Raw genomic sequence first — 15790 nt, 5'->3', positions numbered from 1 at the left:
ATCGTCATCCAGCAGGCAGGAGGTCATCATGGAGCCACTTTCCGTTGTAACCGGGGTTGGAGTGCCCTTGCGCCGCTCCAACGTCGACACCGATCAGATCATCCCCGCCGTATTCCTGAAGCGGGTGAAAAAGACCGGCTTCGAGGATGCCCTCTTCTACGCCTGGCGAAGGGATCCGAATTTCGTGCTGAACCGGCCTGAATACTCAGGTGCACGCATTCTGGTGGCCGGGCCGGACTTCGGCATCGGCTCCTCGCGTGAGCATGCGGTCTGGGCTCTGCGGGACTACGGCTTCCGGGTGGTAATTGCTCCCCGCTTCGCCGATATATTCTATGGGAACACCGCCAAGAACGGTGTTCTGGCCGCCATCATGCCCCAGGAGTCAGTGGAATTGCTCTGGAAGCTCCTGGAAGAGGATCCCGGCACCGAGATGACCGTAGACCTGGGCGCGCGCACAGTCACCTGCACGGACGTGACCCTGCCCTTCCAGGTGGACGACTATGTGCGTTGGCGGCTTATGAACGGCTATGATGACATCGATCTGACTCTGCAGCATGAGGATGACATCCGCGCCTATGAGCGCATGAGGGCCGAGCGCTTCCCCTTCAAGCCACGCACCCTGCCGGCCCAGCACCTGGCTGAAGAACCGGTCACTCCGGCCAGGGAGGGCCAGATCGACTGGCCTGGACCGCTGGCTGACCGCGGTATCATCTGACCGACTGGCCGGTGCCCTCATATGAAAGGCATTCGCCCTCTCTTCGCTTAGCATGGACTATGACAGCCGGGCCGGCCATGACCCGCTGGCAGCGAAGAAGGGCGGTAATTATGAGGCACAGCAGAGGTGATGTGCACGGCTTGGGCGTCAGACGGGCGGTGAACGTTCTGAGCGCCTTTGCCTTCGTTTATGTGGCTATTGAGACTCTGGCGGGCCTTTTGGGAGCCAAGGTGGTTCTGCCTGCCCTCTTCCCGCACGCTTCCAAGGCGGAGCTCAACGGTCGCCTGGGAGACTGGACCGTAGTCGCCTCTGTAGTGCTGGCCCTGCTGTTTGCTTTGATCAGTCAATGGCCGGTCATCGTGGGCCGCGAACGCCATGGCCAGGACCAGGTGCGATGGGTGACCGCTCGACGATTCAGCCTGCTGGCATTGATCATCGCCTTGGCTTGCTTCTTCCTCAGTCAGCTGGCGGCTGGAGTGGCCGACTCCGGGCTGAGGACCGTCCTCTCCGGTACTGGGCTGCACCCGCCGGCCGCATCCAGCGACGGCGGCCTGGACACGCCGATCATGCTCTTCTATGGCATTCTGCTGGGGCCCTTTGCTGAGGAGCTGGTCTTTCGCGGGGTCATTATGAATGGCCTGCGCCGCTTTGGCCGGGTCTTCGCTATTATTACTTCTTCTTTACTCTTCGGCTTCATGCATGGTTCCTTGGTCCAGGGTCTGTTCGGCTTCATTTCAGGCCTGGTTCTGGGTTATCTGGCCATGGAGTATGGGCTGGTCTGGTCCCTGCTGGTGCACATGCTCAACAATGCCTTCTCCTCGGGCCTGCTGGCCAAGTACATGCCCTTGGCGCCCGAGGTGCTCCGCATCGGATTGGGTCTGCTCATGATGCTGGTCTTGCTGATCGGGGTCATCGGCCTGCTGGTCAAGCTGCGCGCCCTGCGAGATTACTGCCGTGTCAATCGTGCTCCCAAGGGTATTTATGCCTCTTGGAGGGCGCCGTGGTTCCTGCTCTTCTGCCTGGCCTGCCTGCTGATGGCCCTGAGCGAATTCGTGCCAGGACTGGGGTGACCGGGCGGTCGATCTTGCTGGCTTTTTGTCGGGATTCCTTTAAGGAGCGACAATGTAGGGCTGCATCTGGTTTGTAGTGCCAGTGACATGAACGTGGGGAGCGATTCATGCCGCTGGGCGCCCTTATGGCCGTTCGGTAGTGTACAAGGGGAAAGGATCGTCGACGCATGAGGGATGATGAGCATCGCAACAGCGGTAGCCAGCCTGCCGATGTCCGGCACGATCAGAAGCACTGGAAGGTGTCGCGCCCCTCTTTTGCTCTCAGGACCGCAAGTCGCACCGGCGACAAGGATTTTGCCCGTCACTGGGACTATCGGGAGGAGTCTGTTGAACCGCCGCAACCGAGCCTGCCAGGGGAGGCTGTGGATGACGGCGTGGTCGATCCAGGGCGGATTGCGCATCGAACGAATACGTTTCTGCAAACTGATGACGGGTGCAAGGGGGCTTTGCCAGTTGGCGAACAGCCTTCGGCGCTTCCAGAAGCCGGTGATTTTCTGGCCTCGGTCACTAAGGCCAGTCAGTTGAAGGTTTCCGCATCTACTCCGATGGATCCGCCGGTCGATGGGCACGATCAGCATGGGTCTGGCCAGGGGCCGGGCCTGCGGCATATAGCGGTTCGCCCAGAGTCGGGGGCTCCAAAGGCCATGGATATTCCGGAACAGCCGCAGCGGCCTGCCGACAAGGTCGTCTGGTCATGGGCCAGGCCGGAGACACGCAATGCTCAGGTCTTCTCCTGGAATACGCGCAAACGTCATAAGTCGTCTGCAAGCAGACGCGCAGACAAGTCCGTGGCTTCCGTCGCCAAGGCTTCGTCTGCTTCCGCCTCTTCTCTTGCCGAGTCGGCCGAGTCCAATTCGGCAGTCGCGGATGGGGCAACTTCGACTTATTCCAATGAGAATTCAATGCCTGCGAAGCCGGATCGCGTACCCCCTGCACCTGCAGCCGCTGATTTGGCAGAGAAGCCCGCAGCTTCGGTTCAAGTGTCTCCGACTCCTCTGGCGTTCGCTGATCAACCGGTTGCCATCCGTCCCCTAGACACCGACTGGGATTCGCTTGTCGCTGGTTCAGAGATTTCGGAACAGGACGGTGCTCTTGCCGGATCCATTGCCGATGAAACCAATCATCGGCGGCGTTGGGCCCGTTTTACTCGACGGGTCGTTGCCCAGCATAAGGCAGGTGTCGGTGACGACGCTGATAGTCAAGCCGTTTCGTCCTCTGCTCCTGGCGGTCAGGAAACGGTGACCGCTCAGGTGGCAGACAAGTCCACCTCCTACAGAGCCAGTGCGGGGGTGTTGCACGCCGTCAACGGTCACGCAGCCTTTGCCTTCGTCTACCTGGCCATATCCGTTCTGGTGATCATGATTGGTTCAGGGATGATCCAGCCGCTCCTCATGGAGCGGAGCAAGGCGCCTGAATTCGCCTCCCTCTTTTCTGACGGGGTTACCCTGATATCGGCCCTGCTGGCGCTGACCTATGCCTGCATTTCAGAGTGGAGCGTTATTCGAGGTGTGGATCAGCGAGGTCAGGACGCCGTCCGCTGGCACATTGGTCGAAAAATGACGCCTGCGGCTCTGTTTGCCCTTGCAGCGGTGCTTCTGCTGGGTCAGGGAATGGTTTATGAGCTGAACAAGTTCTTCAACTACTTCTGCCCCCTGCTGCACATCCCTTCCCTGGCCTCGCGCAGCATGCTGATTACCGCAGCATCCTCGCCGATCATGATCATATACGCCCTTCTGTTGGTTCCTCTGTCTGAGGAGCTGGTCTTTCGCGGCATTATCCTCAACGGACTGCGCCGGTTTGGACGGGTCTTCGCCATCCTGACTGCGTCCCTGCTCTGCGCCCTGTTGCAGAGTGATTTCGTCTCCGGGTTTTGGATCTTTCTACTGGGGCTGGCGCTGGGGTACTGCTCCCTGGAGTATGGTCTGATCTGGGCCATCGGAGCCCGTATGGTCGGCGATCTGCTTTTCAGCGGCCTGCCTGAACGTTATCTGGCCAGCGCCCCGCGAACCGTTCGCTTGCCGGTTTTGGCAGTGGCGCTGGCGCTGGTCCTGGCTGGTTTGGTCATGTTCTTCCTGCACCGCGTTAGTTTGTTGGAATACCGGCGGCGTTATCGAGCCCCTAAAGGAACATACGCTTCCTGGAGGCAGCCCTGGTTCCTGTTCTATTCGTTGCTCTGCCTGCTGCTGACCGTTTTCAAGTTCGTCCCCGGCCTGCTTTAGAGCGTGTCATATTGGTGCCGCCAGTGGTGGCGTAGACTTGGACCAGCTGGAGGCCGGTACCGGATGGCCAAACCTGCAGAGGAGCATGAAAGGGCATGGTGATATGGGGCAGACAGCGATGGCGGCCAATGCGTCGGTGATCGGGCAGACTCAGAAGCCCAGGCGCGGCATGGCGGATCACGTATGGATGAGTGCCGCCAGGGAGATGCTCAACCGTCAATCCGCCTTGTTGCTGGTATACCTGCTCGTCACTGACAGCGTCGGCTGTCTGTTCGGTGTCATGGCTCAGATGGAGTGGAATGCCGTCTTCGATCCGGTGCGTGCCCACTCCGGGTTCATGTATATCATCGATCATGCCGAAGATGAATACGGAGGCATCATCAACCTGGTCGCCTCTTGCACCGCACTCTGCTTCCTGGTATTCACACGACGTCGCCAGATCTGCAACTCAGGCCCTCTGGGCATCTTCCACACCGATCTGCATCCCATGACTTGGCAGGTTCTGCTGGGGTGTTTTGCGCTGACGCTTACCGGGCAGACCCTGGGCGACTGGTATCAGTCAGGCATGGACTGGACTGCGGCTCGGCTGGGAGTGCAGCAGTCCTGGACCACGACCGAGCAGATTCAGCAGGCCTCAGGTACCATACCCATGTTCATCTACGCTGGTCTGCTGGCCCCCATCATCGAGGAGCTGGTCTTCAGAGGGGCTATCATGCACGCATTGAAGCCCTATGGCCATGTCTTCGCCATCGTTACCTCTGCGGTAATGTTCGGCTTCTTCCACGGTGACCTGGGCCAGGGATTCTTTGCTTTTATCATGGGTCTGCTTTTAGGCTATCTGGCTTGCGAATACTCCATATTCTGGTCCATAGCTCTGCACATGTTCAACAACTTGGTTGTCAGCGACGGGCTGGAATTCCTCCTCAGCTTTATGAGCGACAACATGTCCTCCTATGTGATCGTGCTTATGATGCTGGCAGGCATGCTGGCGGCCATCCTGGTCCTCTATTTGGGCCGTCATCGGATTGCCGCCTTCCTGCGGAACAACCGCACGTATGCGAATGTCTATGGCGCCTGGGCCTGCCCTTTCTTCATCTTCTTCCTGCTGATCATGGGCTTGACCATGCTCATCCCCTTCGTCCCGACCGGCGCCTGAACAGTGTCTGGCCGGTGTGGACGATCTATGCCTCAGGCGACAATTCACGGTGTCCCCACACCCCCTGTGGCAGACTTGCAGATAGGGGCCGATGATGCGCCAAAGCCCGGCTCTGAGCGGATACGAGAAAGAAGCCGATGTATGCCCAAGGTGAATACACAGAATGATGTGCTGCATGTGGTGGGCGGCAGGCCCCTGCATGGCACTATACAGGTCCGCGGGGCCAAGAACTTCGTCAGCAAGGCCATGGTGGCTGCTCTGCTGGCTCCTGATGTGTCGGTGCTCAAGAACGTGCCTGAGATCCGCGATGTCCATGTGGTCTCGGACCTGCTGAGGCTGCACGGGGTCAAGGTGGATGTCCGTCCCCAGGAGGGTGTGGTCACCATCGATGCCAGTCATGTGGAGCTGGCCGACGTGGCTGATGTGGACACCCTGTCGGGCTCTTCCCGCATTCCCATCCTCTTCTCCGGACCGCTTCTGCATCGGATGGGGGAGGCGTTCATCCCCGTTCTGGGTGGATGCCGCATCGGCAGCCGGCCCATCGATTTCCATCTGGAGACCCTGCGCAAGCTGGGTGCCAATGTCGATAAGGAGCATGAGGCCGGCATCCACATCACCGCGCCGGACGGGCTGCACGGAGCCAAGATCCACCTGCCCTACCCCTCTGTGGGCGCGACGGAGCAGACCCTGCTGGCGGCCGTCCTGGCCGAAGGCCGTACCGAGCTGTCAGGGGCGGCTACTGAACCCGAGATCATGGACCTGGTGGCGGTCCTGCAGAAGATGGGCGCCCAGATCTCGGTGGACGTGGACCGGACCATCCGCATCGAGGGGGTGCCCTCCTTGAAGGGCTTTACCCATACCTCCCTGCCCGACCGGATTGAGGCCGCTTCCTGGGCCTCAGCCGCCCTGGCCACCCATGGCGACATCATGGTCAAGGGTGCCCACCAGCCCGACATGATGACCTACCTGAATGTCTTCCGCAAGATCGGCGGCCAGTTCGATGTGCGCGATGACGGCATCCGATTCTGGCATCCAGGCGGCGACCTGCGGCCCGTGGCCATCGAGACCGATGTGCACCCCGGGTTCATGACCGACTGGCAGCAGCCCCTGGTGGTGGCCCTCACCCAGGCCAAGGGGCTTTCCATTGTTCACGAGACCGTCTATGAAAATCGCTTCGGCTTCACCGAACCGCTGATTCAGATGGGCGCCACCATCCAGCTCTACAAGGAGTGCCTGGGATCCCTGCCCTGCCGCTTCCAGCAGCGCAATTTCAACCACTCGGCCGTCATCTTCGGGCCCACCCCGCTGACCGGCCAGGACATCGACGTGCCCGACCTGCGTGGCGGCTTCAGCCACCTGATTGCTGCACTGACGGCCTCCGGCCCCTCTACCGTCCATGGCATCTCCCTGATCGATCGCGGCTACGAGGACTTCCGTGACAAGCTGCTGGCCTTGGACGCGCAGATCGACTGATCCGGCAGACACTGATGGCTTCCAAAGGCAAACCCTCTCCTCGGTCTGCAGTGCCTGCCCTGTCCGACCAACAGGTGGCACTGCTGGCCCAGCGGCATAGGTTAGTGGATCCAACCCGCTATTATCCCACTGGCCGCCGCACACCGGCCCTGGACGAGATAGACGGTCAGCACCCGGTGGGCACTACCCGTCTATTGCGGGGGGTCTCCCAGGTGGTGCGTGACTCCTGTCGGGTCTATGCCTGGGGACTGGAGCAGGTGCCGCAGACTGGCCCCTTTATCACTGCTGCCACCCACGTGACCCAGTTCGACGTCTTCATTCCCATGATGGCCCTTTTCCACCAGGGTCGTCGTCCCCGCTATATGGCCAAGGCCGAGATGGCCCATTGGCCCTTGATCGGCAGCTGGTTCCGTATGGTGGGCATGCAGCCGGTCGAGCGTAAGTCGGGCAAGGCCAGACCGATTGAGGAGGAATCGATCGGCATCATCACCTCGGGCAGGCCCTTGACCATTTGGCCGGAGGGCACCGTGACCCGTGACCCCCTGAAGTGGCCCATGTCGCTCAAGCCCGGGGTCGGATTCATTGCCTTGGAGGCCTCGCGGCAGCTTGGCCGAATGGTTCCTCTTTATCCCAGCATCACCTGGGGGGCGGCTTCGATCAACCACAAGTGGCCCTGGCCTCGCAAGAACGTGGTCATGTGCTATGACCGACTTCTTGACTATTCCGACCTGCTTGAAGATATGGATCAGTGGGGAGCGGAACCCCCCAAGCAGGCCGTACATGCACTCTGTGTCCGCTTGCGCAACAGGATGGAGGAGGTCATGGCCGAGATCCGTGGCGAGGAGCCCCCTGCAGCTGGGTACTTCGATTATGTGACTATGACCCGTCGGCCCAGAAGCGAACAATAAGGCGGGAACCCACATCCAATTCCCCTGTCTGGCGGTCGTGTCATAGGATGGGAGGGACAAGAATGAGGTTGCTGGTCGGCGTTCCCGTGCGCACGGCATTATGCAAAGGAGAATGATGACGAAGATCGCGGTATTGGGAGCAGGCGCATGGGGAACCGCTTTTGCCCAGGTACTCGCCGATGCAGGCAACCAGGTGGTCATGTGGGACATTGACCCGGATGTCGTAGCGGAAATCAACAGTCAACATTCGAATGCCCGTCGTCTGCCGACAGTGAAGAGGCTGCCCGATGCCATCACCGCTGAGGGCGACCGGACCAAGGCCGTCGCGGGGGCTGAAATCGTGGTTGTCGCCATAGCTGCTCAGCATGCCTGCGAGGCCTTGAGAGAATTTAAGGATCTGCTGGGTCATGATGCTCTTGCGGTTTCCCTGATGAAGGGGATTGAACGGGACACCGACAGGCGGATGGATCAGGTGGTCTGCCAGACGCTGGATCTGGATCCGGTCAGGTTTGCAGCCGTCTCCGGACCCAACCTGAGCAAGGAGGTGGCCGCCCGTGAGCCGAGCGCCACTGTGGTTGCCAGCGCTGATGCCGACACCGCTATGAGAGTGGCCCGTGCATGCACAACCGACTATTTCAAGGCCTTCGTCTCGGATGATGTGATCGGCTTGGAAATGTGCGGGTCGCTGAAGAACGTCACTGCGCTGGCTGTGGGGATGGCACGGGGGGCTGGATTCGGAGAGAATACGGCCGCCATGATCCAGGCCAGGGGCCTGGCTGAGCTCACTGCCCTGGGGGAAGCCTGTGGTGCCAAGTCCAAGACCTTCGCCGGTCTTGCCGGGGTCGGCGACTTGGTGGCCACCTGCGGATCACCTTTGAGCAGAAACTACACCTTCGGTTTTAATCTGGGCCAGGGCAAAAGCATTGAGGAAGCCACTCGCGTCAGCAAAGGCGTAGCCGAAGGCGTTCCCACAACCGGTGCTGTCGTCGCCTTGGGCAGGCGTTATCGGGTGGCGACCCCGCTGGCTACGGCTATGAGCCATGTACTGGATCAGGGTCTGAGCTGCCGGGGCATGATCAACGAGCTGTACGGTGGGCAGATTACTGCAGAATGAGTCCGACGACCATCAGAATGGTGCACATAAGAAAATCCTGGGGGCTATAGGGTGTACGAAGGTTGTGAAGCGTGAGCTATCGACCTTTTGATCGGTGATAAACGGTTTCCAAATCGAGCTGCGCGTCTGGTTTGCCTGGTTCCTGTATCAGCCCTATCATGCCTGTTCGTGCCAAGCTTGTGGATGAGCGACTGTGTCCAGGTCTCGCAGCCTGCCGAGGGGATATTCTGCTGTCTTGAATGATGTATCTGCTCGGGCAGGTGCGTGAGGTTGAAAATCATGTCCAGGATGAGGAAAGCCGAGGGATGATGGTCAGGAAACGTGTTGTGGTGCTTTATGGCGGACGTGCCGACGAACATTCCATATCCTGCGTGTCGGCGGCCGGTGTGCTCAATGCCATCGATACCGACCGATATGAGCCCATCCCCATCGGCATCACCAAGGACGGTCGATGGACCATAGGCGGTCAGGATCCCAGGCAGTGGAGTCTGGGCGGTGCCAGTCTGCCAACGGTGCAGATAACCGAAGGCAGCCGTCCGGTCATCCTTGACATGGCCCGTGGCAGGGAGGGTTTTCTGATCGGCGATCATGCTGATCTGATCTCTGGTGCCCAACCTTCCAGCACAGTCGGCTCCTTGGAGCCTTTGGGACATGTTGACGCGGTTTTCCCAGTGCTTCACGGCCCTTACGGTGAGGACGGCACCCTGCAGGGCATGCTTGAAATGATGGGTCTGCCCTACGTCGGATGCGGGGTCTTCGCTTCTGCCGTATGCATGGACAAGCACTACACCAAGATTCTGCTCAGCCAAGCCGGTATACCCGTGGCTCCCGGCCTTACTATTGACTCCCGTCAACAGCGGTCCGGGGCCGACCTGCTGGCCACAGTAGAGAAGATGGGGCTGCATTACCCGCTCTTCGTCAAGCCTTCCCGTGCAGGATCCAGCTTTGGTGTGGTCAAGGTAGAAGAGCCCGAAGGCGAAGCCCTGGCTGCTGCAGTCGACGAGGCCGCAAGGCACGACTGGCGGGTCCTGATAGAGGAGGGCATCGAAGGGCGGGAGATCGAGTGCGCTGTGCTCGCCTTCGGCAAGGACGGAAAGCCCCGTACAGCCTGGCCTGGCGAGGTGGTGCTGGACAAGGCTGGTCAGGATGAGGCCTTCTATGATTTCGACAGCAAGTATGTAGACTCGTCCGCATCCCATGTAGAGGTTCCTGCGGACCTGCCAAAGGAGACTCTTCAGAAAGTTCGCGACCTGGCCGCCAAGGCCTTCAGAACCGTGGACGGGGCCGGTCTGAGCCGTGTGGACTGCTTTGTAACCCCCGAGGGCAGGGTCATTGTCAACGAGATCAACACCATGCCTGGTTTCACGCCTATCTCCATGTATGCCAAGGCTTGGGAGGCCACGGGGATCACCTACACTGATCTGATCACCGATCTGATTGAGGGCGTATCGGCCTGAATGTGGCAGTGAGTGCTTCCTATAATGGGAGCGTTCGCCGTTGTACTCGCTGGTAAGGCAAGGTTCCCCATGGATGCTGGTCCCGTTGAACTGCTGAGTCTGATTGCCGATAGGGGCAAGCGCTTTATCGTCCCTGTATATCAGCGCCCCTATTCATGGGATGAGCAACAATGCGAGCAGCTTTGGAACGATGTGCTTGATATTGGGCGTTTAAGCAAAAGCGCCCATTTCATGGGTTCAGTGGTATGGATCCAAAAAGGCACCATGGGGGGCCGATGGGGTGACATCTGCCTTTATTATCGACGGTCAGCAGAGAATCACAACTGTCAATCTTCTCCTAGCAGCCCTTGCTGACTATGCACGCAGTCATCAAGATCAGGGCAATGAGCTGCAGTTTTCCTGCGAAAAACTCAAAAGCGAATATTTGATCGATTCCTGCAGGGAAGGCGAAGGGCATTATCGTTTGTGCCTTTCACAGGGTGATCGTGACACATACAGGTCCATCATCCACCATTTGGAAGATCCTAAAGCTTCGATTATGGGTGAGTCCCATAGACTCATCGACAACCTCTGTTGGTTCAGCCATCAATTAGAGGACATGAAAGACCCGAACAGTGTGTGGGCCGGACTCAGGCGCTTGGAGGTGGTATCGATCTCCTTGACGCAGGGTCAGGATGATCCACAGGCTATTTTCGAGTCCATGAACTCGACTGGCAAGGAGCTATCGACTGCAGATCTGGTTCGTAATTATGTGCTCATGAGGCAGCCCTTGGAGATGCAGGGAAAGTTGTATGAAGATCACTGGAGACGAATTGAAATAGCGCTTGGCGTGGACGTCTATGATGACGTTTTTGATGACTTTCTCCATGACTGGCTTGCCATTATCAACGCACCTAGACCAGTGCCTGCACGCGACGTATACCAGTTCTTTAAAGACTATGCGACCAACAACGGCTACGATAACGATGGTCAGATAGTCGGACTCCTTGATCAGATGATTAAGTTTGCCGGGTACTATTCGCGCATTGCTTCAAGCTCGGGGGAAGATCCTGAAATAGATCGATTGCTTGGCCGTATTCATGCTCTGAATATGTCCGTCATCAACCCCCTGCTCATGACCCTTTTGGATGATTACCAGGAGGGGGACGGTCTCTTCAGCCGCAGTGATTTTGTATCCATGTTGAAGCTATTGGAGAGTTATCTCTTCCGTCGCATTGCCTGTCAGATATCGAGCAATGGGCTGAACAGGTTTTCACTTTCGGTCATAGCGCGTCTCAGGCAGATAAAGGAGGATGGGTCACCCGGCTATCGGCAGGCTTTCGAGGCAGCCTTGCTGGGCGGTGATGGAACAAGCCATCGGATGCCTGATGACAATGAATTTCGTCAGACTCTTCTTTCGCGCGACTTCTATCCCTTTTCGCGTTGTTATTACATGTTGACGACACTGGAAAATGCGCACCATCCTAAGAATCCTATTGACTTTTCCTCAGGGAGCCTCACTATTGAGCATATTCTGCCTCAGAATGCGCTTGCTCATGAACAGTGGCGGCAGATGCTGGGCGCTGATTGCGAAAGAGTCTTTGCTGAGCATGTTAATAAACTCGGAAATTTGACGCTGACCGCTTATAACTCTGAACTCTCAGATGGGCTTTTTGAAGCGAAACAGCGTCGAATTGTCGGCGGATATCAGAATGAATACCTGTTTATTTCGCATGGGTTGGGTGATGCCAAGACTTGGAACGCTGAATCCATCGAGGCCAGGACGCGCCTACTGGCAGACGAGGCTCTGACAGTCTGGCCTATGCCCAAGATCGATCGAGCGACTATCGACAAGTACCAATCTGATAAGCAGGCGAAGATTTCGGCAAAGACGGTTTCTTTGCACATGTTGGGTGCTAGTGGCCTGCTGAAACCCGGCGATCAACTTGAAAGTCTTTCCCGCAAGTATGAGGCCAGTGCTCTCATAACTGAAGAGATGATGATTAAGGTCTCGGACGAGCGTGAATTTGACAGTCCCTCGTCAGCGGCTTCGCATGTTCTCAAATTGGCTGGGGCGAGCAGCAGCTCAATCAATGGCTGGACGTTCTGGGGACGTGGAGGCATCAGCCTTGACGATCTTCGTTCTCGTTACCGGGTCTCGCAAGGTGATATGGAGTCTTTGGACCGTTCGAAGTTGCGAGCCATGTTCTGGGATGGATTCGTTGACTTCTGCAAAGCCAGGAATGACTTCATGGCCGCTTTTGGCTCGGCCTTTACCAGAGCCGACCATACGAGGTACCTGCTGAGCTTCGGCTCGCCTGTGTCCGGCTGCAATCTGGCAGGCCTCATCGGCATCAGGGACGGGTACGCCACTGTTGAATTCCTCTTTCATGATCCTGTGCAATATGCGGACTTCCTTGAGCAAAAGTCTCAAGTCGAGAGTGACTTGTCAGGCCAGGAGGGTGACTTGGACTGGGATGATCAGGACGTAGACAAGAAGTCACGCCACCTGACTTTGACGAGGCATACTGATTACAAACAAGATCAATGGGATGACGTTTACCTTTGGCTGGCTGATGCCTTGCTGAAGATGAAAGGTGTCAGCAAATATGTCCGCTAGGTGATTCAAAGCGAAGACCTACAGCAATCAGTTGACTTGGCCTATACTTTTCCCCGATTGAAGCTCGGCCTCCTGGACCAGGTAGTCCTGGCCGGCCAGAGCACGGGTGGCGGCATCCTGTATGTCGGCGGCGATGACACCCTGCTTGGCGAACATAACCACTTGGCCCTTGATGCCATAAGGGGTGAAACCCTGTAGCTGGACAATGGGCGGGTTGGCTGGCATGGCCATCTCCCTGGTCGCATGGGCCACCACCTGTGCAATGGAACGGGAGGACACGGCTATATTGGCATCCCCTCGCAGGGTGAAGGGGACCGTGGTGGCGGCCTCGCCGGCCTCGGTGATTTTCTCAAGCGCCGTGGTATTGAGGATGGAGTTGGGGATCAGCAACTGGTTGCCGGTCCTGTCGATGATGATGGTATGCCGCCAGGTCACATCGCGGACGGTTCCGGTGGTGCCCTGGATGGTGATGATGTCTCCTGGCTGAACCACCTTGCTGACCATCAGTCCGAAGCCGCCGACGATATTGGCGATCGTATCCTTCAATCCGAAGGAAAGGGCCAGACCGCTGACGCCTAGGGCGGCGACCACTGTGGATGGGTTGATTCCGAAGACGGGTTGCAGGACTGTGGCAGCAGCGAAGATCCATATCAGGGCGCGGACGATGTTGACGAAGATGGAGGCACTGGGCAGGTTGGTCCGTTCCAGGGCACGTCGCATGGCTGCTGTTACGATCTTCGAGATCAGCGCGGCGCAGACAGCCACGACGATCAGAAGGACGATCTTTCCGAAATTCTGGCGGAACCAGTAGATGACGGCATCGCTGAAGCTGGAAATGGCCTGTTCTGACCTTCCCATGGGATCCTTATTCGTGGTGATGCTTGTTCTGGCTTGGGCTGAAACTTTGCTGGCAAAATTGATGGTCAGATTCATCGGGCCTGGTCCTCTGACTCGTTTCCGACACCGACCGTTAGATGCTTGTCCATCCACATGTGCGGGCATCCCTCGTCCTGGTCGTGAATGTCCATGTCCCTATAGCCCAAGGACTTATAAAAGCCCGCCACCCGTTCCTGGGCGTGGAGTGTGAGCCGGTCGGCCCCGTGGTTCCGAGCGGTTTCCTCAGCCTTGGCTACCAAATTGGCGCCCAGGTGCTGACCGCGGTAGGGCTTCAGAACGGCCAGCCGACCAAGGGTCCATGTCTTGTCGCGGTCGGGGAAGATTCGGCATACCCCGACGGGCTTATCCCCGTCATAGGCCACGATGTGGAGACTGGCATCGTCGGTTCGATCGAACTCGTTGTGAAAACCCTGCTCCTCTACGAATACGGCCTCACGAATGGCCTTGGCGCCCTCGGGAATGGCCTCGCTCACCTCATACCGCATGTTTCCTCCTCGCCATGGTCCGCCGTTGACTCCAATCTACCAAGCCTGATCCTTGGCATGAACGGATGTCCGCAACCGGATGACGAATGAACAAGAGGGTTCGCTGTCTGACCCGGACGATTACATGGATAGAGAATCTGCAAGCAGTGCAAACTTGCACCAGTGACAGTGAAGTAATGCTGGAACGATGGGATGGCCATGGACGAGGACTCGAAACTGACAGGTGCGGCTGGCGGAGCCGGTAAAGGGACTTGGCGCTCGCAGAGGGAGCGGATGCTTGCTGGCGAGCTCTATGACGCTTCGGATCCCGAACTGGACCAGCTGCGAGTCAAGGCTCACGAACTTTGCCGTCTTTTCAACGCGTCTTCGGAGCAGGAGCGGGACCTGCGCAGTCGGCTCTTGAACGAGCTGGTGCCCGAACATGGTCAGGATGTCGACTTTATGGGGCCCATCTACTTCGACTATGGGTGCTTCACCAAGCTCGGCTCGCGCATCTTCGCCAATTTCAACTTCACTGTTCTGGATACCTGTCCTGTGCAGATTGGCGACGATGTGATGATCGGTCCCAACGTCACCCTGGCCACCCCCCTGCATCCCCTGCGGTGGCAGGAGCGGAATCTGAGGCGCCATGAGGATGGTTCCCTCTATGACTACGAGTTGGGCGCTCCGATCACCATCGGATCCAACTGCTGGCTGGCATCAAACGTGACCGTGGCTGGGGGAGTGACCATCGGCGATGGGGCGGTCATCGGGGCCGGATCCGTGGTCACCCATGACATCGCGCCTGACTCCCTGGCTGTGGGCGTGCCCTGCCGGGCAATTCGGACCATTACTGAGGCTGATCGGATGGATCTGCCAGGGCAGGGCTGAAGGCCTCCTGGTTTGGAACAGCATCCATGCTGGCCAGCTGCTGGGCTATGGTCTGTGGGTCTCCGCCCGGGCAGACTGCCTGAATGCGCCCGTCCTTGAGGAAGATGACGCGGTGGGCCCGGGCGGCGATGTTAGGGTCGTGGGTCACCATGAGGATGGTCTGGCCGCTGCGGACGGCCAGATCGAAGAGGTCCATGACCTCCCGCGAGCTATGGGTGTCCAGGGCTCCGGTGGGCTCGTCGGCCATGATGATCTCCGGACTGGCGGCAAGAGACCTGGCGATGGCTACGCGCTGCTGCTGGCCTCCGCTCATGTCGGCCGGATAGGTGTTGGCGTAGCCTTCCAATCCGACGTTTGACAGGGCAGACAGGGCTGCTTGAGCGGGAATCCTCCTGCCGCCGAAGAGGCTGGACAGCATGGTGTTCTGCAGGCAGGTGAAGGCGTTGACCAGGTTGTAGTCCTGGAAGACGAAGCCGATATGGTCGCGTCGGAGTCGAGTCAGCTCCTTCTCTTTCATTCGTGTCAGGTCCTCCCCGGCGATGGTCACCCTGCCCTGCCTGACCTGGAGCAGCCCCGCGGCGCAATAGAGGAGGGTCGATTTGCCGGCGCCGGAAGGACCCATGATGGCTGTCCAGGTCCCTGCCTGACATTCCAGGCTGATTTCGTTCAGCACCCTGGTGCCTTGCTTCTGCCGGGTTCCGTAGTCGTAGCAGACCTTGTCCAGAATGAGCGGAGTCTGTGCGTATGGATCCTTGGGTGTCCGATGCTGCATCCTTGCCTTCCTTTCGGTCATTGTCTGCCCTGCCTTGGCTTCAATTCAGCTTGAA

The 15790-nt window shown here is 58.4% G+C and carries 14 protein-coding genes; 11 read left to right on the top strand and 3 right to left on the bottom strand.

The annotated features are described in order from the left end of the window. Positions 1–28: 28 nt before the first annotated feature. From leuD to ACGG9J_RS03520, 10 genes are all read left to right on the top strand, one after another. On the top strand, positions 29–715 hold the full coding sequence (leuD, locus tag ACGG9J_RS03565) for a 3-isopropylmalate dehydratase small subunit (RefSeq protein WP_390133679.1): 687 nt from the start codon (positions 29–31) through the stop codon (positions 713–715). Between the two features lie 110 nt (positions 716–825). Further along, positions 826–1785 (top strand): CPBP family intramembrane glutamic endopeptidase, encoded by a 960-nt coding sequence (locus ACGG9J_RS03560; RefSeq protein WP_390133677.1) that lies wholly within the window; start codon positions 826–828, stop codon positions 1783–1785. 167 nt (positions 1786–1952) lie between these two features. Further along, positions 1953–4004 carry a CPBP family intramembrane glutamic endopeptidase gene (locus tag ACGG9J_RS03555; RefSeq protein ID WP_390133675.1) on the top strand — a complete coding sequence of 684 codons (2052 nt, stop codon included), beginning with the start codon at positions 1953–1955 and terminating at the stop codon, positions 4002–4004. 103 nt (positions 4005–4107) lie between these two features. Then, positions 4108–5160 (top strand): CPBP family intramembrane glutamic endopeptidase, encoded by a 1053-nt coding sequence (locus ACGG9J_RS03550; protein WP_390133673.1) that lies wholly within the window; start codon positions 4108–4110, stop codon positions 5158–5160. A 141-nt stretch (positions 5161–5301) separates the two neighbouring features. After that, positions 5302–6633 carry a UDP-N-acetylglucosamine 1-carboxyvinyltransferase gene (gene murA / locus ACGG9J_RS03545; protein WP_390133672.1) on the top strand — a complete coding sequence of 444 codons (1332 nt, stop codon included), beginning with the start codon at positions 5302–5304 and terminating at the stop codon, positions 6631–6633. A gap of 14 nt (positions 6634–6647) precedes the next feature. Beyond that, on the top strand, positions 6648–7541 hold the full coding sequence (locus ACGG9J_RS03540; RefSeq protein ID WP_390133670.1) for a lysophospholipid acyltransferase family protein: 894 nt from the start codon (positions 6648–6650) through the stop codon (positions 7539–7541). Positions 7542–7656: 115 nt separating this feature from the next. Then, entirely contained in the window at positions 7657–8655 is a 999-nt protein-coding gene (locus ACGG9J_RS03535; protein ID WP_390135302.1) for an NAD(P)H-dependent glycerol-3-phosphate dehydrogenase, read from the top strand. Between the two features lie 308 nt (positions 8656–8963). Next, positions 8964–10112: a D-alanine--D-alanine ligase family protein gene (locus ACGG9J_RS03530; RefSeq protein ID WP_390135301.1), complete on the top strand. Its 1149-nt coding sequence runs from the start codon at positions 8964–8966 to the stop codon at positions 10110–10112. A gap of 24 nt (positions 10113–10136) precedes the next feature. Then, positions 10137–10466 (top strand): DUF262 domain-containing protein, encoded by a 330-nt coding sequence (locus ACGG9J_RS03525; RefSeq protein ID WP_390133668.1) that lies wholly within the window; start codon positions 10137–10139, stop codon positions 10464–10466. Then, on the top strand, positions 10393–12711 hold the full coding sequence (locus ACGG9J_RS03520; protein ID WP_390133666.1) for a DUF4268 domain-containing protein: 2319 nt from the start codon (positions 10393–10395) through the stop codon (positions 12709–12711). The genes ACGG9J_RS03525 and ACGG9J_RS03520 overlap by 74 nt, the downstream gene beginning before the upstream one ends. Before the next feature lie 27 nt (positions 12712–12738). On the opposite strand, the gene ACGG9J_RS03515 is transcribed toward ACGG9J_RS03520, so the two are convergent. Both ACGG9J_RS03515 and ACGG9J_RS03510 read right to left on the bottom strand, forming a co-directional pair. Further along, positions 12739–13569 (bottom strand): mechanosensitive ion channel family protein, encoded by an 831-nt coding sequence (locus tag ACGG9J_RS03515; RefSeq protein ID WP_390133664.1) that lies wholly within the window; start codon positions 13567–13569, stop codon positions 12739–12741. Positions 13570–13640: 71 nt separating this feature from the next. Beyond that, positions 13641–14093: a GNAT family N-acetyltransferase gene (locus ACGG9J_RS03510; RefSeq protein WP_390133662.1), complete on the bottom strand. Its 453-nt coding sequence runs from the start codon at positions 14091–14093 to the stop codon at positions 13641–13643. Between the two features lie 192 nt (positions 14094–14285). Between ACGG9J_RS03510 and ACGG9J_RS03505 the strand changes: the two genes are divergently transcribed. Beyond that, complete coding sequence (locus ACGG9J_RS03505) at positions 14286–14963, top strand: sugar O-acetyltransferase (protein ID WP_458859790.1); 678 nt, start codon at positions 14286–14288, stop codon at positions 14961–14963. Here the strand turns inward: ACGG9J_RS03505 and ACGG9J_RS03500 are convergent. Further along, positions 14923–15735: an ABC transporter ATP-binding protein gene (locus tag ACGG9J_RS03500; protein ID WP_390133660.1), complete on the bottom strand. Its 813-nt coding sequence runs from the start codon at positions 15733–15735 to the stop codon at positions 14923–14925. The two genes, ACGG9J_RS03505 and ACGG9J_RS03500, sit on opposite strands and share 41 nt — an antisense overlap. Positions 15736–15790 lie beyond the last annotated feature (55 nt).

The sequence above is a fragment of the Bifidobacterium apicola genome (genome assembly GCF_042846865.1).
Lineage (GTDB): Bacteria > Actinomycetota > Actinomycetes > Actinomycetales > Bifidobacteriaceae > Bombiscardovia > Bombiscardovia apicola.
Note: the sequence above shows the minus strand (reverse complement) of the source record. Positions and strands in the feature narration are given on the sequence as shown.

Bases quoted from the DNA above. Each gene is read 5' to 3' on its own strand.
- leuD (WP_390133679.1), top strand. From the start codon at position 29: ATGGAGCCACTTTCCGTTGTAACCGGGGTTGGAGTGCCCTTGCGCCGC.
- ACGG9J_RS03560 (WP_390133677.1), top strand. From the start codon at position 826: ATGAGGCACAGCAGAGGTGATGTGCACGGCTTGGGCGTCAGACGGGCG.
- ACGG9J_RS03555 (WP_390133675.1), top strand. From the start codon at position 1,953: ATGAGGGATGATGAGCATCGCAACAGCGGTAGCCAGCCTGCCGATGTC.
- ACGG9J_RS03550 (WP_390133673.1), top strand. From the start codon at position 4,108: ATGGGGCAGACAGCGATGGCGGCCAATGCGTCGGTGATCGGGCAGACT.
- murA (WP_390133672.1), top strand. From the start codon at position 5,302: ATGCCCAAGGTGAATACACAGAATGATGTGCTGCATGTGGTGGGCGGC.
- ACGG9J_RS03540 (WP_390133670.1), top strand. From the start codon at position 6,648: ATGGCTTCCAAAGGCAAACCCTCTCCTCGGTCTGCAGTGCCTGCCCTG.
- ACGG9J_RS03535 (WP_390135302.1), top strand. From the start codon at position 7,657: ATGACGAAGATCGCGGTATTGGGAGCAGGCGCATGGGGAACCGCTTTT.
- ACGG9J_RS03530 (WP_390135301.1), top strand. From the start codon at position 8,964: ATGGTCAGGAAACGTGTTGTGGTGCTTTATGGCGGACGTGCCGACGAA.
- ACGG9J_RS03525 (WP_390133668.1), top strand. From the start codon at position 10,137: ATGGGAGCGTTCGCCGTTGTACTCGCTGGTAAGGCAAGGTTCCCCATG.
- ACGG9J_RS03515 (WP_390133664.1), bottom strand. From the start codon at position 13,569: ATGGGAAGGTCAGAACAGGCCATTTCCAGCTTCAGCGATGCCGTCATC.
- ACGG9J_RS03510 (WP_390133662.1), bottom strand. From the start codon at position 14,093: ATGCGGTATGAGGTGAGCGAGGCCATTCCCGAGGGCGCCAAGGCCATT.
- ACGG9J_RS03505 (WP_458859790.1), top strand. From the start codon at position 14,286: ATGGCCATGGACGAGGACTCGAAACTGACAGGTGCGGCTGGCGGAGCC.
- ACGG9J_RS03500 (WP_390133660.1), bottom strand. From the start codon at position 15,735: ATGCAGCATCGGACACCCAAGGATCCATACGCACAGACTCCGCTCATT.